The organism is Anaerocolumna xylanovorans DSM 12503 (assembly GCF_900143645.1).
Taxonomy (GTDB): domain Bacteria; phylum Bacillota; class Clostridia; order Lachnospirales; family Lachnospiraceae; genus Anaerocolumna; species Anaerocolumna xylanovorans.
The window spans coordinates 130605-149219 of record NZ_FRFD01000010.1; the positions used below are offsets into that span (position 1 = coordinate 130605).

At 40.1% G+C, this 18615-nt stretch carries 19 protein-coding genes; 6 read left to right on the plus strand and 13 right to left on the minus strand.

Annotation, left to right across the window (positions count from 1 at the left end):
- Nucleotides 1-64 precede the first annotated feature (64 nt).
- The gene (locus BUF11_RS17055; protein WP_073590071.1) at nucleotides 65-544 is read left to right on the plus strand and encodes a leucine-rich repeat domain-containing protein; all 480 of its coding nucleotides are present in this window, start codon (nucleotides 65-67) and stop codon (nucleotides 542-544) included.
- 246 nt (nucleotides 545-790) lie between these two features.
- Here BUF11_RS17055 and BUF11_RS17060 read toward each other — a convergent pair whose 3' ends face one another.
- On the minus strand, nucleotides 791-2065 hold the full coding sequence (locus tag BUF11_RS17060) for an adenylosuccinate synthase (RefSeq protein WP_073590072.1): 1275 nt from the start codon (nucleotides 2063-2065) through the stop codon (nucleotides 791-793).
- 227 nt (nucleotides 2066-2292) lie between these two features.
- Complete coding sequence (locus BUF11_RS17065; RefSeq protein ID WP_073590073.1) at nucleotides 2293-3054, minus strand: DUF4362 domain-containing protein; 762 nt, start codon at nucleotides 3052-3054, stop codon at nucleotides 2293-2295.
- A 244-nt stretch (nucleotides 3055-3298) separates the two neighbouring features.
- On the opposite strand from BUF11_RS17065, the gene BUF11_RS17070 reads away from it, so the two are divergent.
- Together BUF11_RS17070 and BUF11_RS17075 are read left to right on the plus strand one after the other, a co-directional pair.
- Nucleotides 3299-4162 carry a response regulator gene (locus BUF11_RS17070; RefSeq protein ID WP_073590211.1) on the plus strand — a complete coding sequence of 288 codons (864 nt, stop codon included), beginning with the start codon at nucleotides 3299-3301 and terminating at the stop codon, nucleotides 4160-4162.
- Nucleotides 4153-4614, plus strand: a complete 462-nt coding sequence (locus BUF11_RS17075; RefSeq protein WP_073590074.1) for a chemotaxis protein CheX — start codon at nucleotides 4153-4155, stop codon at nucleotides 4612-4614. Before BUF11_RS17070 ends, BUF11_RS17075 begins: the two co-directional genes overlap by 10 nt.
- Nucleotides 4615-4771: 157 nt before the next feature.
- Here the strand turns inward: BUF11_RS17075 and BUF11_RS17080 are convergent, their stop codons facing one another.
- The 5 genes from BUF11_RS17080 to BUF11_RS17100 form a co-directional block, all read right to left on the minus strand.
- Complete coding sequence (locus BUF11_RS17080; RefSeq protein ID WP_175562091.1) at nucleotides 4772-5245, minus strand: DUF523 domain-containing protein; 474 nt, start codon at nucleotides 5243-5245, stop codon at nucleotides 4772-4774.
- A 23-nt stretch (nucleotides 5246-5268) separates the two neighbouring features.
- Nucleotides 5269-5787 carry a dCTP deaminase/dUTPase family protein gene (locus BUF11_RS17085; RefSeq protein WP_073590076.1) on the minus strand — a complete coding sequence of 173 codons (519 nt, stop codon included), beginning with the start codon at nucleotides 5785-5787 and terminating at the stop codon, nucleotides 5269-5271.
- 82 nt (nucleotides 5788-5869) lie between these two features.
- Nucleotides 5870-6775: a LysR family transcriptional regulator gene (locus BUF11_RS17090; protein WP_073590077.1), complete on the minus strand. Its 906-nt coding sequence runs from the start codon at nucleotides 6773-6775 to the stop codon at nucleotides 5870-5872.
- 3 nt (nucleotides 6776-6778) lie between these two features.
- Nucleotides 6779-7120, minus strand: coding sequence for an arsenate reductase family protein (locus BUF11_RS17095; RefSeq protein WP_073590078.1), 342 nt, complete (start codon nucleotides 7118-7120; stop codon nucleotides 6779-6781).
- Nucleotides 7121-7206: 86 nt separating this feature from the next.
- Nucleotides 7207-7482 (minus strand): GNAT family N-acetyltransferase, encoded by a 276-nt coding sequence (locus BUF11_RS17100; protein WP_073590212.1) that lies wholly within the window; start codon nucleotides 7480-7482, stop codon nucleotides 7207-7209.
- A gap of 200 nt (nucleotides 7483-7682) precedes the next feature.
- Between BUF11_RS17100 and BUF11_RS17105 the strand changes: the two genes are divergently transcribed.
- A complete protein-coding gene (locus BUF11_RS17105) occupies nucleotides 7683-8891 on the plus strand; it encodes a hypothetical protein (protein WP_073590079.1) in 1209 nt (402 codons plus the stop codon).
- 118 nt (nucleotides 8892-9009) lie between these two features.
- Here the strand turns inward: BUF11_RS17105 and BUF11_RS17110 are convergent, their stop codons facing one another.
- On the minus strand, nucleotides 9010-10743 hold the full coding sequence (locus tag BUF11_RS17110) for a cellulase family glycosylhydrolase (protein WP_073590080.1): 1734 nt from the start codon (nucleotides 10741-10743) through the stop codon (nucleotides 9010-9012).
- A 362-nt stretch (nucleotides 10744-11105) separates the two neighbouring features.
- Here BUF11_RS17110 and BUF11_RS17115 point away from each other — a divergent pair, with 362 nt between their 5' ends.
- The gene (locus BUF11_RS17115; protein ID WP_073590081.1) at nucleotides 11106-11594 is read left to right on the plus strand and encodes a hypothetical protein; all 489 of its coding nucleotides are present in this window, start codon (nucleotides 11106-11108) and stop codon (nucleotides 11592-11594) included.
- A gap of 168 nt (nucleotides 11595-11762) precedes the next feature.
- Here the strand turns inward: BUF11_RS17115 and purB are convergent, their stop codons facing one another.
- From purB to purC, 3 genes are all read right to left on the minus strand, one after another.
- On the minus strand, nucleotides 11763-13196 hold the full coding sequence (purB, locus tag BUF11_RS17120; RefSeq protein WP_073590082.1) for an adenylosuccinate lyase: 1434 nt from the start codon (nucleotides 13194-13196) through the stop codon (nucleotides 11763-11765).
- A 176-nt stretch (nucleotides 13197-13372) separates the two neighbouring features.
- Complete coding sequence (purF, locus tag BUF11_RS17125) at nucleotides 13373-14815, minus strand: amidophosphoribosyltransferase (protein WP_073590083.1); 1443 nt, start codon at nucleotides 14813-14815, stop codon at nucleotides 13373-13375.
- 119 nt (nucleotides 14816-14934) lie between these two features.
- A complete protein-coding gene (purC, locus tag BUF11_RS17130) occupies nucleotides 14935-15642 on the minus strand; it encodes a phosphoribosylaminoimidazolesuccinocarboxamide synthase (protein ID WP_073590084.1) in 708 nt (235 codons plus the stop codon).
- A gap of 565 nt (nucleotides 15643-16207) precedes the next feature.
- Here purC and BUF11_RS17135 point away from each other — a divergent pair.
- Complete coding sequence (locus BUF11_RS17135) at nucleotides 16208-16645, plus strand: helix-turn-helix domain-containing protein (RefSeq protein ID WP_242952403.1); 438 nt, start codon at nucleotides 16208-16210, stop codon at nucleotides 16643-16645.
- 109 nt (nucleotides 16646-16754) lie between these two features.
- Here BUF11_RS17135 and hslO read toward each other — a convergent pair whose 3' ends face one another.
- On the minus strand, nucleotides 16755-17630 hold the full coding sequence (gene hslO / locus BUF11_RS17140) for an Hsp33 family molecular chaperone HslO (RefSeq protein WP_073590086.1): 876 nt from the start codon (nucleotides 17628-17630) through the stop codon (nucleotides 16755-16757).
- A 78-nt stretch (nucleotides 17631-17708) separates the two neighbouring features.
- The gene (locus tag BUF11_RS17145) at nucleotides 17709-18533 is read right to left on the minus strand and encodes a class I SAM-dependent DNA methyltransferase (RefSeq protein ID WP_073590087.1); all 825 of its coding nucleotides are present in this window, start codon (nucleotides 18531-18533) and stop codon (nucleotides 17709-17711) included.
- Nucleotides 18534-18615: the final 82 nt, after the last annotated feature.

Genomic DNA, 18615 nt, shown 5'->3' on the forward strand with positions numbered 1-18615 from the left:
AATAGTATGAAGAAATTATTATTAGCAGTGGTGATAACCGTCTTAATCATTCCATTTTCAGGCATTGTCCCCGCCCAGACGATACAGGCTGCTTAAAGAAGACTTTGTTATAAAAAACGGTTTCTTAACCAGCTACAAAGGTGGTGGCGGAGATGTAATCATACCTTCCTCTGTTACTTCAATTGGTCCTTTAGCATTTAATAGCTGTACTGCCTTAAAAAGTGTGTCCATGTCTGATTCCGTCATCTATATTGGAAGTAATGCCTTTGACGGTTGTATCAACCTAAGTTCTGTTAAGATGGGTAATTCCGTGACTTCTCTCGGATATCAGGTTTTTAACCGGTGCTATAAATTAAAGAATATTACTTTATCAAATTCTCTGGCAGTGATATCCGAAGGCACCTTTGACTATTGCAAAGCTCTTACACAAATTACCATTCCAAGCTCAGTAAAAAAGATGGAACCGGCATTTTATGCCTGTCACAGCTTAAAGAATATTACCCTTTCAGGTAATGTAAAAGAAATTGGCTTTTCTGCTTTTTAAGGCTGCCCTAAAGACCTTGTCCTGAATGGAATTAAGAATTCCTATGCCTGGTCCTATGCCAAAAAATATATTATAAAATTCAAGGAAATAGCCATTAATCCTGCTAAACTTACCTTACGTACAGGAAAATCTGCTACTGTCAAATTAAACAGTATTTCAAACTTAAACTGGACATCAAATAACCCCTTTCGTTAGATTTTGTCTAACAAAAGGGGTTCACTTCAATTCGCTGTACGGCAGTTTTTGTTAACGGTAGATAATCTCATCTCTTCCCGGTCCGTTGGATACCAGGGTAATGGGAACACCCATTTCCTTTTCAATGAATTCAATATATTTTCTGCAGTTTTCAGGAAGATCTTCGTATTTCTTGATTCCTCTGATTTCCTGCTTCCAGCCGGGAAGCTTTTCATACACGGGCTTTGCCTTGGCAAGCTTAACAGTGGTCGGGAAATCCTTTGTTACCACGCCGTCAATCTCATAACCTACACATACCGGCAGTTCCTCAAGGTAACCTAAGACATCCAGTACCGTTAAGGCTATCTGGGTAGCACCCTGCATCCTGCAGCCATACCTGGTAGCAACCGCATCAAACCAGCCCATACGTCTGGGTCTTCCGGTAGTTGCTCCATATTCGCCGCCGTCACCGCCTCTTCTTCTTAACTCGTCTGCTTCCTCTCCAAATATCTCACTGACGAACTCTCCTGCTCCCACAGCACTGGAATAAGCCTTGGCAACCGCTATGATTTCCTTGATTTCATAAGGAGGTATTCCTGCTCCGATAGCACCATAAGCTGCTAAGGTTGAGGAGGAGGTTACCATGGGGTAGATTCCAAAATCAGGATCCTTTAAGGCTCCAAGCTGTCCCTCAAGGAGGATGTTCTTGCCTTCCTTTATCGCTTCATAAAGATAAGCTGATACATCACACACATAGGGCTTTACCATATCCCTGTATTCTAAAAGCGTCCGGAATAACTCGTCTGTATTTATAGCAGGTTTATGATACATATGCTCTAATATGACATTCTTCGCTTCGCATACGCTCTCAATCTTTTCCTTTAAGCTTTCTTCGTCAAAAAGCTCTGAAACCTGAAAGCCGATTTTTGCATATTTATCAGAATAAAAAGGTGCAATTCCTGACTTGGTGGAACCAAAGGATTTGCCGCCCAGTCTTTCTTCCTCGTATTGGTCAAATAAAATGTGGTAGGGCATCATAATCTGCGCCCTGTCTGAAACCAAAAGCTTTGGTTCCGGCACGCCTCTGTCTGTTAAGGACTTCACTTCTTTAAAAAGGTAGGGAATATTAAGTGCTACCCCATTGCCGATAATACAGGTGGTGTGGTCGTAAAATACTCCGGAAGGAAGAAGATGCAGTGCAAACTTACCATACTTATTTATAATGGTATGTCCTGCATTGCTGCCGCCCTGAAATCTTACAATAATATCGGATTCCTGACCAAGCATGTCCGTTATTTTACCCTTGCCTTCGTCGCCCCAATTAGCGCCTACTATTGCTTTTACCATGAAATTTCCTCCTTTTGTACCCGTGAATTTACAATTCCAACAGACTTAAGCGCCTGCTAAACAAAAAAATGGCATCGTAACAAAACCGGTTACCATGCCTTATTACTTTCTTATTATACACATATAAGCGGTATAAGTAAAATCAATATTTCTTATATTGTCCATAACTTACAGTTATGTCTTCTTATCATTTTGCAATCCTTCCGCAAATAAAACAGCAATCTTTCCTACTCTGAATAAACCGTAAAGGTATCAAGAAGGGCCTCTCCCTTGGCACTCATTACCTTCTCTTCATACTCCTCCTGGCTGATATCCTTTTCATCTGCCAGATAGATTATCTTTGTGCCGCCTTTTTCATAGGTATTGATATACAAATATTCTTTCTGCATTATCTTATTGCCTGAACCTGCAAAAGCGTCCCTTGTGGCATCATTTATTACATAGAACTTTGTTCCGTCATAGATAAAATCCGTAATCACCGGATCTCCCTCAACCGTATAGGCAACTTTTCTAAGATAAGCACAAATTCCCTGTGAAGAATTCCCTTGAAAACGGGCGGCAATGTCCTTGTTTTCCTTCCCGCTAAGGCTCTCTACATAGCAGCCGTCTTCCTTTGCCTCTTCCGGCGAATAGTCCTTCTTAAGCTGTGAAGTCGGAGGCCAGTTATCCTTTACCTCTTCTATTACGGTAATTTTCTTAGCAGTAAGCTGCACGGGATAGGATTCCCTTACCGTACCGTCATAGGTAATTCTTATAAGCGTCCCTCTTGTGAACACACTCTTTTCGGTTTTGTTATAAGAAACCGAGGCAGGTTCAAAAGGAGAGAGCGTTTCTCCCTTACCGGATACTGCCACCATAAGACTTCCCTCGGAAGCGGATATCACAATAGCATCGAAGGCAGGTTCCCTGCCACTGCTTTGCAGCATACTGCAGCCACTTTGTACCAGGGCAAGAGTGACAAAGAGAAATAGAAAGGCTATACGCTTCATAAGAAATCCTCCTGAACTTTTAATTACCGTATTTTTCATTTCACACTATACTACCACAAAAAGGAAAGATATATTCATTCACCTATGAAAAAATTCCATAGATCTCTTCCGCTGCTCGTAAAAACTTCCAGCAATTCTAACATAAAGAAACCATGAAATTTAGTGACTTTTACCAAGTTATATGTTATCATTATAAGTAATATTTTAAGGTATTATTACATTAAAACGGAGGTTAATGTATTTTATGGAGAAAATTAGAATTGTAATTGTTGATGACTCACCTTTTTCTATTGCACTATTAAGAGACACACTTGAAGAAAATGGTTATGAAGTTGTTGGTGATGCCGGCTCACTGGAAGAAGTAAAAGAAGTAATAAAAGCTCAAAAACCCAACTTGGTAACAATGGATATGACATTACCTGGTACTGATGGACTTGAGTGTACGCGGGCAATACATGAAATCGATCCGACCATTAAGGTAATCGTTATAAGTTCCATGATGGATGAAGAAATAATGAAAGAGGCAAAAGAAAATAAAGTATCGGATTATCTTCAAAAACCCATTGACCCGGATGAACTTGTTACATCAATTAACAGAGTTATGGCTTCTGATGAACTTTATCAATTGCTGGAGATGGAATCCTTTCCAGTATTCAAGGAATCTTTATTAGATGGTATAAACCGGATGACCAAAACCCTCCTTACCTTTAAGGATGAATATTCCGTTAATAAAGAATACGAATCAAACGGTATAACTGTACTAATTGGAATAATTGGTAAGTTTTCCGGCAGAATGCTGATTGATTTGTCAAAAGAAACTGCCCATAATATATCAGCGGCTTTATTAAGAAGAGAACCTAAGAATAATGATGAAATAATAGCTGCAATAGCAGAGTTTGCCAATATTATTTCGGGCAATGCATGCTCGGTATTAAACAGAAAAGATAAAGCTTTAGGGCTTCGTGTAGCTCCGCCGTCTATATTATATGGTGATAGTGTATACATCTCTGCTCCAAATTTCAAAACAACAACAGCGATTGCACAGACAAATTTCGGCGAATTATTAATTAATGTCGGATTTTCAAGAGGTGAGGAAAAATGGACGTAAAACATATTAATCCTTTTATAAACGCTTTTGCAACGGTTATCCCTCAACTGGGTTTTAGTACCGTTAAAAAGGGTGCTTTAAGTGTGAAGGGTAAGGAGTTACTAAGCTCAGGCGTAATCATAGTACTTGGTATAGTTGGCGCTATAAAAGGCAATGTGGTGTATACTATGGATATGGAGAATGCTAAGAAAATTGCATCTTCCATGATGATGGGCATGCCAGTAAATGAGCTTGATGAAATGGCGCAAAGTGCATTAGCAGAATTGACAAATATGTTAACCGCAAACGCAGCAACCTGTTTCGCTGATTTAGGGATTTCGATAGATATTTCGACGCCAACACTGCTTCACGGAAAAAATATATCTTTAAAGATGAGTTCAAGTCAGGTTCTATGTGTCCAACTTTTAGCAGATGATATTCCTATTGAAATCAATATAGCTATTGAAAGTTAAATACACTGTTAAGATATCTGATATCGGGCTCATTTTCTTTTGTACAGCTATTGGGAAATTCCTCAGCTTGAAAACACTTCCAAACATTTCCGGCGAGGCTGTTACATTTTAATTATATCTTGCGACAGTCTCACCGGTTCTGCCTGAATTATATATTTTACCTTTCGCCCTCCGGTGTGTTTACTGCCTTCGCAGAGCTTACTCTTTTCAATTCTTCCAAATTATTTTCTGTGTATATTCTTAATCCCTTTTTCGCAAGCATCCCTGCCGTTATTCCATCACCCTTTATAAGTTTTCCCTGAAAACTTCCGTCATATATCTGTCCATAGCCGCAGGAAGGACTGTTTGCCTTTAATACCGCTGCTTTACAGGCAAAATAATCAGCTAGCTTACAGGCTTCCTCCCCTCCTTTTTGAAACTGCTCCGTGCAGTCCTCTCCTTCTTTGTTTATGGCTCTGCCGTCTGATAATTCCACCGGACTTCTGGGAGTAGAAAGACCTCCAAGCTGCTCCGGGCATACCGGTATAAACTGAAAGTCTTCTTTTAAGTCCTCCAATTCCTTAAGGTACTTGCCGGTCCCGCAATATCTGCAATCAAGTCCCAGCAGGCAGGCACTTACTAATATGTTCATCTTTATACCCATGCTCCTGACTTTTAACTCTTTTTTGATGTGCTTCCAAAGCCTCCGTTGCGTTTATCTTCACAGTCATCATCAAAAGTTATTCCATATTCCACAAAGATACCTTGCATAAACCCAGTGCCAGCCTTCACCTCCGCCACTTTCCCTTCGTTGGAATCATTGGTAACCTTGGCAAAGATATGTCCTTCATTATCGGAATAATAATAGTCACTGTCAATAATTCCTACGGTATTATTCATCTGGAGACGGAACTTAAAGCCTAATCCGCTTCTCGGATAGCACTTTAATACCCAGCTTTCCTCCATGGATACCCGAATACCGGTCGGTATCTTGATACCTTCTCTGGGAGCCAGGGAAAAATCAATGGGGCTGTAAAAATCATAGCCTGCCGAACCTGCCGTTGCGCGTTTTGGAAGCTTGGTTGCTTCATATATACGGTTAATTTCCTCAATCCCGGTTTCCGGAAAAGTATCGATCCAATCCTTTGTAAATTGACTCTTACTTACCTTTTCAAATTTTGCTATTCTTCTCATGCAGTATCTTTAGGTCTGCCAGCCAAAAGCTGCAACCTATTTCCTTCCGTTTTTTTCTTCTGTCTCATATTCCAACTTACCTCTACTTCTTTTTTGCTCCCTCTTCTATGGTCATCATAGAAAGGAGGCTTTTGGCCGCCATTGCCACCGGATTCTTTGAACTTGTCACAATACAAAAATGCCTTGGCGGGAGCTTTCTTTTAAGCTTTAATTCAAACAGTTCTCCCCTGTCAATATACTCTTTTGCAAAATCGCCTGCCACAGAACCAACTCCCAGATTCCTAAGTGAGAACTGCACTATCATATCACTGGTAGCAAGCTCAAACTCCGGCTTTAATACCACACCGTTATTTTTCAGTATTTCATCCACATAGGCTCTGGTACTGGTTAACCCTTCAAGGCATATAATGGGCAATTCCTCCAGCTCTTTATATTCCAGCTCCTTATCTAACAGAGGAAGAAAGCTGCTTCCTGCTACAAAGATATCCTGTATTTCTTTTACTCTATGGGAAGTAACCTCTGCTTTTGCCGCAAAAGGTTCACTGACAATTCCAAAATCAATCTTCCCTTCATACAGATAGGACAAGGTTTCCGGCGTAGGTGCGTTGGTTACGCTCACCTTGATGCCAGGATATCTTTTATGGAACTCCTCCAGAAAGGGAAGGAGATAGAACTTAAGCGTCATATCACTGGCACCGATTCTTATCTCACCATTTTCCAAATCCAGTGTTTTTCTTAATCTTTCTTCTCCCTTAAGGATGGTCTCATAACCTGCAGAAATATAAGAAAATAGCATGTCCCCTTCCGGTGTCAGCCTTACCCCCTTTTGCGTACGCAAAAAAAAGCTTCCGCCAAGCTCCCTCTCCAAAAGCTTAACAGCCTGACTTACCGCCGGCTGGGATATATTAAGTTTTTCCGCAGCCGCCGTAAAGCTTCCGGTCTTGGCCACATAATAAAATATCTTATAATATTCCAGACTGATATCCATAGGCTATACCCAATCCTTCCAAACATCCGGCTGATAGCCAATCGTTGCCTGTCTTCCGTTTCTTACAATGGGCGTCTGAAACATTCCCTGATGCTCTAATAGTTTCTCTTCCCTGTCCAACTCCTCTGACAGGTATTTCACGTAGTTGTCTTCATACTCTTTGGAATGCTCATCTATCAGTTTATTAATACCGCCTACAGCTGTCTTTACGCTTTTGTATTCGCCAAGACTCATGCCATGCTTTCTTAAATCAATCATCTGATACTTAATCCGTCTTTCCTTGAAATACCTTTCTGCTTTTTTCGTATCAAAACATTTGGATTTCCCGAAAATTTGTATGTTCATCCCATCCTCTTTTCTTACATAAAAGAGGTCGAATCTTTAACAGCCCGGCCTCTTTTAAAACCAACATCCATGCGCACTGCAACTTCCTATCTGCTTATCAGGTCTTCATTTCCCTTATTCTTTTCAAACCAGCCGATTGCATAGGAACAGGTAAGTACTGCAGTCTTACCCTCAGCACGAAGTCTCTTAACCAGTTCTTCCATAAGCTTTCCCGCAACACCCTGCCCTCTAAGGGAATCATCCACAAAGGTATGGTTAATCTCCACTGAATTTTGATTAATATCAGGGAATGTAACCTCAGCAATCGTCTTTCCAGTCCCATCAGCAAGATAAATGCGGTTTGTTTCATGTTTAAATTCCATACGCCTGCTCCTTTCTTTTCTTAATACTATAATTTCCAATAATTACTTCCTGCATACATCCTTATTGTAGAATGGGTACGCTTTAAATGCAAGGTTATTTCATAATATTTTTATATCGGTATTTGCCATATTAGCCGGGCTTGTGTTAATATAGAAATAATATATACGATATCCATTAAACTTGGAGGATTTTAACTAAGATGAATACCGGCAAAAGCAACGTAAAAACCATTATGCACTACGCCAGCAGTCTGTTGGTTATCCTTACTATTATCCTGTCTATTGTAATTTTCTCCATGCTGCCATCTTATTCCATGGACTCGACTAAAGTTACATTAATCGTAGTTACAGCCTCTTCCTATCTTATGTTTTCTCTCTGTTTCATGATTATAGGTGTATTTTTCCCGAAATATGAGAAAACCGTTTCCTCAAAAGCAGGAAGAAATCTTTTCATAATGAAATTAATCGCTGGTGTATCTGCTATCTATGGAGGCAATGTGTTACACGGCATACATAACATAACCCAGGAAACCCCAAAATCCATAAAAAGGCACTGGAGTGCACTGGGAATCTTTATTACGGGTATTTTCCTGGCTTTTGCAGACTTTTTTACTGCAGTTGCCATAACAGAGCCCGATACTTTAAACATAGGCTATATCCTTAGAAGCTTAATCTCTTACCCCTACGGTCAGGTTCTGGCAGCCCAGTTTACCCTGTGGTGTCTGGTATTTATTACAACCTCTGTCTGGTATTATATCGACACAAAGGATAATATTCAGGTACCTCATGATGTCCATACTATGCAGCGGGAGACCAGCCTTAAAAGTCACCAGGTCCAATGCAGCTCCTGCAGTACGGTGTTCCAATATGAATTATATGAGGGAATGTGCCCTGAATGCGGGGTTTACAACCGGCTTTCAGAGAATACCTACTACAGGGATAACCCATACAAAAGGAAAAAAACAGCATTGGAACTATTCAGGGCTTACGGCACCGTCATCCTGGTATTTGCGTCCATTATAACCATTACAATAGTAAAAAACCATATAGACACCAATGGCGGACTAACCTTCATCCAACAGAAAAAGGCTGATATTTCGGAAAAAGATACAGTCTCCAATTCCTTTACTCCCGAAGAAGTTGCAGCTTTACTGAATGATATAAAAGCAGAAGACGGTTATGAAACCATATACCACAAAGAACTTTACACCGACGGCCTGATGGACGAAGACGGAGAAAAATATAACGAAGTAATGATCCTGGTAGCCTCAGACAGAGATGAAAAGGTATCCTGGTACAAGTATAATAAATATCTGAAAACTTCTGAAAATCACAAAGCCGGAGAAATCGTACTTTATATGGCGGCTGAATCCGATTCTCTGACAAAAGCGGATGTTATATCTGAATAATAAACAAGTGAACATTCTCTATATAAAACAGGAGCCGCTTGCAGCTTTTATAACTTTAGCTGCAAGCGGCTTCTGTTAATGAGTTACTTCTGTAATAATTCTATTATGTGATACCTTATTATTTTAAGATATTAAAGGATTCCCAGGTACTTGGTGTGGCTGTTACTGCCTTTAATACCCCGTTGTTATTTAAGTCAGCCATTACATAGAGATTATTGGCATAGGCCTTTATGTTATAAGCACCGCTTGTTGTCTTTGTAATATAGAATTTCTCCCAGGTGCTTATGGCAGCGCTTCTGGCCAGCAGCTGGCTGCTTTCATCTATCACTGCGCACACATATTTATTATTTGCCTTTGAGAGGAAGGAATAGGTTCCATCACTGTTTGCAACGATAGTAAATGTCTCCCAGGCTCCTCCGTTAGCACTGCGGTTTGCAATCAGCGGATCATTACCGGTATTATCTGCACATACCACCTTACCGTTTGCATTGGCTACAAAATAGCAGTCCCCGGTCGGTATTTCTGTGCCGGATGACCCGGAGCTAAAGTAGCTCTTAATCCCATTAAGCAGATTACTGTTAGGCGATGAAGTTCCTGCCTGGGACCATTTTGACCGGATAGTTGCTTCGGAATCAGTTGCTACATTGACAGAAGAAATACTCTGATTATAAAGTCCCCAGTTACCATTGCCGCTTGTTACCTTATAGGTCCAGGTAGTCCAGTTGATACCGGCATCATTCAAAAGCTTAAGTCCCTGCTGCCAGGCAGATACATTATTCATGTAGCAGAATTCTCCCATGTAGCTTGGCACATTGTAATTCTGATTCTTAATAAGGTTGAGCTTATTCTGCATATTGGTGATCTGCTTGCCTGCTGCATTATCATAGTCATCATAGAGATAATTATGGTATTCGTACATAACATTAGACCAGCTATAGGCGGAAGGGTTAGGCAAATCCGAAGGATCCCAGGTAGCTTCCATGATTACAATATGATTGCTGTCAGCAGAACGGATTACATTGTAGGCATTATTGTAGATTCCCCATAACAGCGAATGGAGATAATCATCGGAATAGCCGGAATTATAACGATAGGTGCAATAAGGTTCATTTAACAAATCGTAGCCTGCTACTACCGGATTGTCCTTATAACGCTGAGCTATCTTATACCACAAGTCATAGTATTTCTGCTGGTTGTTATAAGCATTGCTGCCAAAAAAGAACTGGGAAGCAGTTACTTTCTGGTCTTTGCCGTCAATCCCGCTGTGGTCACTGCCATTTTGGGAACCTGGGGCACCGTGCATATCCAGAATTACATAGATTCCTCTCTCACCTGCTTCCTGAAGGAACCAGTCAACCCGGTCAAAAGCATTGCTTAAATAGTTTCCGTTTAAGTCAACGAAGTTCATATACCACATAGGCAGACGGATACAGTTAATTCCTAATGCCTTGCAGTTATCAAAGTCTTTTTCCGTCCAATAGTTATCCTGATATACGTTTACCAGATCCCTCATTTTTGCTTCTCCGAATCTGGCAGTTAAGGTCTTGTAAATGTCCATTTCACAGGTAACGGTATAGGTACCGGAACTGTAACTGGTAGGACACATCCAGAACTCCTGCAATAAATATCCCCCTGCATTGGTACCTCTTAGGTTCACAACTTCTCCGGTACCATAGTTATTACGAAGCAGCTTTCCGTCTGCTTTTAAGAAGTTCGAGGAAGTAATAGCCGCCTGAATCTTTTGTGCGGGAAGGAACATGGAAGATAGCATCCCCACCACCAGCACTGCTGCCATAAGGACAGCTGCTATTTTTTTTGCAAAAAACTTTTTAAATACCTTTCTCTTTTTCATCTTTTTACCCCTTTTACATTATTTTACTGTCTTCATGTTCATATGCAGATTGTCCTATGAGTCATTAAATGCTTCCTGCATAATTCCCCTCCCCCCTTATTTATTTTTAATAAGCCTTATCCGTTGAAACGTTTTTAGAAAAGATAAAAACACACCGGATAAAAATTATTCCCCCAAAGATTTTTTCCCAGCGATGCCCCTCTTACTGGCTGGAAATGATTCTCTTCCCTCTAAAATTCTTCTCAAAATCTTGCACATAAATTATGTCTTTATTTCAAAGCTCTGTTAGACAAAGTTATTGTTATTTAATTAATTTTGGCGTATTATATTACCAAAATATATATTAGAGCGGGTGTAAAGTAATGAATTTTGATAAAGAAATAAAAATATCTTTACAAATAGCATTGTCATTTGTAGTGTTTACCAGTGTATTTACTTTGTTGGGGAACCTTAGTTCATTCGTATCCATGGGAGTAAACAAAGATAGTATTGTGTATTTTTTAAAGAGCAATATGTTATGGTTTATTGTTGTGATATTAATCATCTTAAGATTAAGTATTTATTTAAAGAAAGCAGACGGAAAGTATAATCCATTTTTTATACTTAATCGAACGGTACGGTCAACATTAGGTCTCTTATTAGCATTTGAAGGATTAGTACTTATATCATCTAGAGCCCCAGCCCTTTTATTATATATCCAAGCGAATCATCAAGTAGCATCTACATTTAAAGAGGCCTATATACGAAGTATGTTGGCTTCATTCGTTATACCAATGATAATAAATCTGGTAAAGATATTACTTGGTTTATATTTTATTTTACAGAAAAATAAGAATAACGAGATTGAATAGTGTGAATTTGTATCCATCTTTTAACAGCAATATATCATTTCTCCCTAAAATATGCAATATCTCCCAAGGCTTTTTTCCGGCAAAAACAGTAAAATGACAAAAAATAAGAACGCTTCTACAAATTTGTAGATAACGTTCTTACTTGTATTGTAATTTTTTAACCAGTTGTCAAACTTTTATATCTGCAGTAATACCAAGGCAATCCTTATACTCTTCCAGAAGAGGATCAATAACATCCCTTACAAACTCTTCTACCTGTTCCTTGGAACGACCAACATATTTTCGGGGCTCCATCGTCTGTTTTAATTCTTCCAGCGTCAGGTTAAAGGAAGGGTCTGCTGCGATTAATTCCAGCAGGTTATTCTCTAAACCTTTTTCCTTTACATTCTTTCCGGCTTCCATAGACAGTGTACGGATTTTCTCATGAAGCTCCTGTCTGTCTCCGCCTGCCTTTACCGCATCCATCATAATATTTTCCGTTGCCATAAAAGGAAGCTCCGCCAGCAGATGCTTCTCGATTACCTTGGGATATACCACAAGCCCGTCCACAATGTTAAGGTATAAGTCCAGGATTCCGTCAACCGCTAAGAAAGCTTCCGGTACGCTGATACGCTTATTGGCGGAATCATCAAGGGTCCTTTCAAACCACTGGGTCGAGGAAGTAATTGCAGGATTTAAGGCGTCACAGATTACGTAATTGGCAAGGGAAGCAATACGCTCGCTTCGCATGGGGTTTCTCTTATACGCCATGGCAGAGGAACCAATCTGGTTCTTTTCAAAAGGCTCTTCTATTTCTTTTAAATGCTGTAAAAGCCTGATATCATTGGAAAACTTATGGGCACTGGCTGCAATTCCCGCAAGTACGTTTAATACTCTGGTATCTACCTTTCTGGAATAGGTCTGTCCGGATACGGGATAACAGTCCGCAAAGCCCATCTTTTCTGCGATTTTTTTATCAAGTTCCTTTACCTTTTCATGGTTTCCTTCAAAAAGCTCAAGAAAGCTTGCCTGGGTTCCCGTGGTTCCTTTGGAACCTAATAGTCTCATGGAACCGATAAGGTATTCCAAGTCGTCAAAATCCAGCTTTAATTCCATCAGCCAGAGAGCAGCTCTCTTTCCTACGGTAGTAGGCTGTGCAGGCTGAAAGTGGGTAAATGCAAGTGTCGGCAGTTCCCGGTATTCATAGGCAAAGTCCTTTAGCTTATCTATTACATTTAAAAGCTTTGTACGGATTTCTTTTAAAGCCTCCGCCATTACAATAATATCCGTATTATCTCCGACATAGCAGGAGGTTGCGCCAAGGTGGATAATCCCCTTTGCTCCCGGGCATTGAACCCCGTAAGCGTAGACATGGGACATAACATCATGACGTACCAGTGCTTCTCTTTCCTTTGCCACATCATAGTTGATATCCTCCTGATGTTGCTTAAGCTCCTCTATCTGCTCTTTCGTAACCGGGAGACCCAGTTCCATCTCGGCTTGGGCAAGAGCTATCCAGAGTTTTCTCCAAGTCTTAAACTTCATGTCAGGAGAAAAGATATACTGCATCCTCTTGCTGGCATACCTTTCTGACATGGGGCTTACATATTTATCATTACTCATTGCTACCTCCTGTATCTGTGCTGTATTTTGCTTATTTCTCTTCTTTGTGTGCCATTTCCTGTTCCCAAAACATGGGGACTGCAGGATATCAAAGTTAATCCCTGCACTCCCCTTTATACTTTCTCTATTTTATTATCCTTAATATACGGCAGAAAAGCAAGTCCATTTTATCTTCTTTATCTATCGTACTCTCCCCTGATATCCTCCTTAGGCGGTTCAATGGGATAGTTTCCGGTAAAGCAGGCATCACAGTATCCCCTGTCACCTTCAATTAATTCACTGAGCCTGTCCACTCCTAAATATCCTAAAGAGTCTGCACCAATCATATCTCTGATCTTTTCTACTGTATTATTATGGGCTATTAACTGGTCGTCAGAGGGTACATCGGTACCAAAATAGCAGGGATACAAAAACGGCGGAGAACTTATTCTTACATGGACTTCCTTTGCTCCTGCGCTCTTTAGCATTCTTACAATGCGCTCACTTGTGGTGCCTCTTACGATGGAATCATCAATCATGATAACCCGCTTATCCTTAACAACATCCCTTAACACGTTAAGCTTAATCTTTACGCTGGATTCCCTCATAGACTGCTTGGGTTTGATAAAGGTCCTTCCTACATAGCTGTTCTTTACAAAAGCAGTTGCAAGCTGAATTCCCGATTCCAGTGAATAGCCATAAGCTGCCGCATTGCCGGAATCCGGCACACCAACTACGATATCTGCTTCCACCGCATAGGTCTGCGCCAGTATTCTTCCTGCCATAATTCTGGAATTATACACACTGACAGAGTCAAGGCAACTGTCAGGCCTTGCAAAATAAATATATTCAAAGATGCATTTTGCCTTTTTCGGCTGTGTCATGGACATATCGGAGTGAATACCTTCCTGGTTAATCATGACAACTTCACCCGGTTCCACATCTCTTACAAAATCAGCTCCTACCGTATCAAGTGCCGCACTTTCGGAAGCCAGTACATAAGAGTTTCCCCTCTTGCCGATACAAAGCGGGCGAAAGCCAAAAGGATCTCTGGCTCCGATTAATTTTCTGGGGCTCATGATAACAAGGGAATAAGCTCCCTTTAACTTTAACATTGCATTCTTTACTGCTTCCTCTACGCTTCTGGTCTGAAGTCTTTCTCTGGCAATCAGATAAGCAATAACCTCTGAATCAATCGTTGTCTGGAAGATAGCTCCGGTATAAGCCAATCCTTCTTTTAATTCCGGTGCATTGACAAGATTTCCGTTATGGGCAAGTGCCAGAGTCCCCTTGACATAATTTAATACCAATGGCTGGGTATTTTCTCTGTTGCTGGCTCCTGCTGTAGAGTAACGTACATGCCCCACACCGATATTTCCCTTTAAGTCCTCTAAACTCTCCGGTGTAAATACCTCGTTTACCAGCCCCATTCCTTTATAAGACCTTACACTGCCCTTGGGTCCGCTGGTATCACTCACAGCAATACCGCAGCTTTCCTGGCCTCTGTGCTGCAAGGCAAATAAACCGTAATAAACAGATAAGGCAATGTCATTGCCGTCAAAATCATAGATTCCGAAAACTCCACATTCCTCATGTATTTCATCTGAAATCCAGGTATCAATTTGTGCGCTCTTATCCATCCATAATCCTTTCTATTGCCGTCTTATAATCTTGAAACTTCCTTCTTACAAAAGAAGAGCTGCTGCAAAATCGAGTACCCGGTGTACTTTTACTATGTTTGCAGCAACCCTAGCATATCCTAAGCCAAACCGATTCTCTTTAATACTTCTTCATAGGCATCTTCTACGCCGCCCATATCTCTTCTGAAACGGTCCTTATCCAGTTTTTCATGGGTTCTGATATCCCAAAGTCTGCAAGTATCCGGTGAAATCTCGTCAGCCAGAATAACCTCTCCTTTGCTTCTTCCGAACTCAATCTTAAAATCTATCAGTTCAATACCGCATTCTTCAAAATACCTGCACAGAACCTCATTTACCTTAAAAGTCATCTTTGAAATCTTGTCAATCTCTTCTCTGGTGGCAAGACCTAAAGCAATGGCATAGTAATCATTAATCATAGGATCACCGAGATCGTCATTCTTATAGCTGAATTCCAGAGTGGGAGCAAGTAATTTAATGCCTTCTTCCATTCCTAACTTTTTGGCAAAGCTGCCTGCGGATACATTACGTATAATAACCTCTAAGGGTATAATTTCAACCTTCTTAACGGCAGTTTCCCTGTCACTTAATTCTTCAATGTAATGGGTAGGAACGCCTTCCTTTTCGAGTAACTTAAACAGATGATTGGACATACGGTTATTAATAACACCTTTTCCGACTATGGTTCCTTTTTTTAAGCCATTAAATGCAGTTGCATCGTCTTTATAATCAACAATATAAACATCTTCCTGCTCTGTTTTAAAAACCTTCTTTGCCTTACCTTCATAAAGCATCTCTAATTTTTCCATATACGGCTCCTATCTGTATTCTTATCACAAAGTTAATTACTTACTACTTGAAAAATTTAAATCCAACTTGTCTTACTCTTATTATTATAGCTTACAAAATCAGATTCGCAATAGAAAAATCGCATTTTATACTAATCATCATTATAAGTGCCGTTAATAAATACTAGGTTCTGCATTTTTTTACTTATTAGTCTAATCTTCATAATAAATAGAGCTGTCAAAGAAAAAAGGCCTGCAAGTCAGTATTATCCGGCTTACAGGCCTTTTAGGTAAATATGTAACATTTACCCCCATGTACTACCGATAAAATCCAAGTCTTGTGAACTGTTCTGAGGGGAATAGGATTCAAAAATTTCTTGTATTTTATCTGATAGGTACATTGCACACCAAAACCTGCGAGCTAAAAACTCCTACAATTATTCAGCTCCTTTTATTTTGGCTACGCTTTTATAATATGCCTATTGGTCATATTTGTCAATACCGTGATTTGTTTTAGTCATATTCGCACAATAATAATTGAAATTATTATATAATATCGAAGTCAGGAGGTGCTGAATTGTTTGAAGTGAGATTAAAGGAACTAAGAGAACACAAAGGATTAACCCAGAAGGATTTGGCACATAAATTAAATCTTACACAAAGTACCATCGCATATTATGAAAGCGGCAAAAAGCTTCCAACCGTAGATACTTTATTGTCCCTGGCAAAATTTTTTAATGTTTCCACTGACTTTCTTTTAGGCCTTGGCAAATTCCAAAAGTTCCCGGAAAACATTGTACAAGGCAACCTGAATGAGTCTCCTAATTATCAATTAACTTCTCTGACTGGCGAACATCGAAAAATAATACGCTATTTTGACAGACTAAATAATGAAAATAAGGAATTTATTATTGGAAAAATGATAGAACTATATAAAGAGCAGCCTGTTGACGATGAAATTACACGGGAACTTGAGCGTTACCGTCTGGAGTTGTTGTCAAAGAAGGATTTATCCGGCCTGTAGCAATTACGGCGTGACTGACAGTCACGCCGTAATTTTTATATAACACTCTATCAAAAGACAGTTAATGCAGATGATTTACTGCCCCAAATCAGGATGTGAATTATACTTTTCAATAATTCACACTAATCGCTTTCAGGTCATCGACGGTAAAATGATACTTCGTACCGCAGAAGTGGCAATTCACCTCAATGGATTCATTGTCATCAATCATCTCTTTCATTTCTTTCCTGCCTATGCTGGCAATTGCCTTTTCCACCCGCTCTTTGGTACAGTTGCAGTAAAAGCTTGTCTCCATGGTATCAAGTATGGTAAGCCCCATATCTCCCAACACAATGCCAAGAATACTTTCCGGTGTGTTTTCTGCTTCTAAAAGGGTGGTAATGGAAGGAAGGTTATTTAATTTCTTCTCCAGCTTTTCTATAAGCTCTTCCTCTGCAAAGGGCATTAATTGGATAATAAATCCTCCTGCCTGGCGGACAGTATTATCCTTATTCATCAGTACCCCTAATGCAATCGAAGAAGGCACCTGCTCTGAAGCAGCAAAATAATAGGTCAAATCCTCTGCAATCTCACCGGATACCAATTCTGTCTGTCCCACATAGGGTTCCTTTAGTCCCATATCTTTTATAACACTTAATATACCGGTGCCCAGAGCTCCTCCCACATCCAGCTTGCCAATGGGACTTGGCGGAAGCATAACCTCCGGATGGTATACATATCCTTTCACATTAGCCATGGAATCAGCTGTTACGGTAAGCCCCTTTATGGGGCCATCGCATTTTATCTGCAGGGTCAGCAAATCATCTGTTCCCTTCATCATACTGCCCATCATAGCTCCTGCCGTTAAAAGCCTTCCAAGTGCCGCTGTTGCCACAGGGCTTGTATTATGAACGCTTCTTGCATGCTCTGCCAAATTTCTGGTCGTTGCCGCAAAGGCACGTATCTGGTTATCCGCTGCCGTTGCTCTTACGATATAATCCTTCATTGTATTCCTCCATCCTTATCCCAGGCTTACCGGCAGATTGCCGGCAATCTGCGATACTGCCCGACTTGTTTTTTTATTTTACCGGTATACTTTCCCTGTCTGAAATTTTTCTCTGGCAAGAAAACATACTCTTTCTGATGTCTGCGTGGGAGGATTTTCCGTAAATGCTTCATACACCCCGATGAATTCCATCCCGGCTTTTTCTAACAGTGATTTTACCGTATCGATGGAATAAGCCTTCTGATAATGTGTTTCACTGAATTTCTCATACAGCTTGCTCTTACGGTGCTTGTTTTCTTCTTCCTCTTCTGCTTCTACAAATATTGTTACCTGGTATTCATTAATATTTTCTTTCTCATCAAAATAATTTTCCCAGATAAAGCTGCAGTCCTCCCTGTTTTCAGCAATCACATTTTCTCCCAGAATCTCTTTGTATTTATATTCCGTATTCATATCAAAAAGAAAGATTCCGCCTGCTTCCAGATAATTATTCACCAGGGAAAAGATAGAAAGAAGTTCCTCTTCTTTTGTTATATAATTTAAGCTGTCGCAAATACATATTACTCCCGAAACTGTCCCATACAGCTCAAAATTTCTCATATCCTGCTTCAAATAAAGGATATCCTTTTCTTTACTGTTGCCAGTGGGATTTTCATCCTCTTCGTACTTCTTTTCAATGGCAATCTGAAGCATTTCTTCGGATATATCAATTCCAATCATGTCATATCCATAACCGGCAAGTCTTCTTGTAATGCTCCCTGTCCCGCACCCAAGGTCCAAAAGAATTCCCTCTAAGATACCCTGCTTTGTCAGTATCTTTCTTATATCTTCTGCCCATTTATCATAGGGGACATTGTCCATAAATTTATCATAAACCTGCGCAAAACCTGTATACGCTTCCATTTTTCTTCCTCACATATCAATATCATTTTTCACACTAGCTCCCATGGCATAAATCGTCTGCTTGCAGATGATTTACTGCCTC

Excerpts from the sequence above, each read along its gene's own strand:
- BUF11_RS17085 (WP_073590076.1), bottom strand. The coding sequence starts at position 5,787 with ATGAGAAGAATAGCAAAATTTGAAAAGGTAAGTAAGAGTCAATTTACA.
- BUF11_RS17100 (WP_073590212.1), bottom strand. The coding sequence starts at position 7,482 with ATGGAATTTAAACATGAAACAAACCGCATTTATCTTGCTGATGGGACT.
- hslO (WP_073590086.1), bottom strand. The coding sequence starts at position 17,630 with ATGAAGGATTATATCGTAAGAGCAACGGCAGCGGATAACCAGATACGT.
- purB (WP_073590082.1), bottom strand. The coding sequence starts at position 13,196 with ATGAGTAATGATAAATATGTAAGCCCCATGTCAGAAAGGTATGCCAGC.
- BUF11_RS17065 (WP_073590073.1), bottom strand. The coding sequence starts at position 3,054 with ATGAAGCGTATAGCCTTTCTATTTCTCTTTGTCACTCTTGCCCTGGTA.
- BUF11_RS17080 (WP_175562091.1), bottom strand. The coding sequence starts at position 5,245 with ATGAACATATTAGTAAGTGCCTGCCTGCTGGGACTTGATTGCAGATAT.
- BUF11_RS17110 (WP_073590080.1), bottom strand. The coding sequence starts at position 10,743 with ATGAAAAAGAGAAAGGTATTTAAAAAGTTTTTTGCAAAAAAAATAGCA.
- BUF11_RS17145 (WP_073590087.1), bottom strand. The coding sequence starts at position 18,533 with ATGGAAGCGTATACAGGTTTTGCGCAGGTTTATGATAAATTTATGGAC.
- BUF11_RS17095 (WP_073590078.1), bottom strand. The coding sequence starts at position 7,120 with ATGAACATACAAATTTTCGGGAAATCCAAATGTTTTGATACGAAAAAA.
- purC (WP_073590084.1), bottom strand. The coding sequence starts at position 15,642 with ATGGAAAAATTAGAGATGCTTTATGAAGGTAAGGCAAAGAAGGTTTTT.
- BUF11_RS17075 (WP_073590074.1), top strand. The coding sequence starts at position 4,153 with ATGGACGTAAAACATATTAATCCTTTTATAAACGCTTTTGCAACGGTT.
- BUF11_RS17115 (WP_073590081.1), top strand. The coding sequence starts at position 11,106 with ATGAATTTTGATAAAGAAATAAAAATATCTTTACAAATAGCATTGTCA.
- BUF11_RS17105 (WP_073590079.1), top strand. The coding sequence starts at position 7,683 with ATGAATACCGGCAAAAGCAACGTAAAAACCATTATGCACTACGCCAGC.
- BUF11_RS17090 (WP_073590077.1), bottom strand. The coding sequence starts at position 6,775 with ATGGATATCAGTCTGGAATATTATAAGATATTTTATTATGTGGCCAAG.
- BUF11_RS17070 (WP_073590211.1), top strand. The coding sequence starts at position 3,299 with ATGGAGAAAATTAGAATTGTAATTGTTGATGACTCACCTTTTTCTATT.
- purF (WP_073590083.1), bottom strand. The coding sequence starts at position 14,815 with ATGGATAAGAGCGCACAAATTGATACCTGGATTTCAGATGAAATACAT.
- BUF11_RS17060 (WP_073590072.1), bottom strand. The coding sequence starts at position 2,065 with ATGGTAAAAGCAATAGTAGGCGCTAATTGGGGCGACGAAGGCAAGGGT.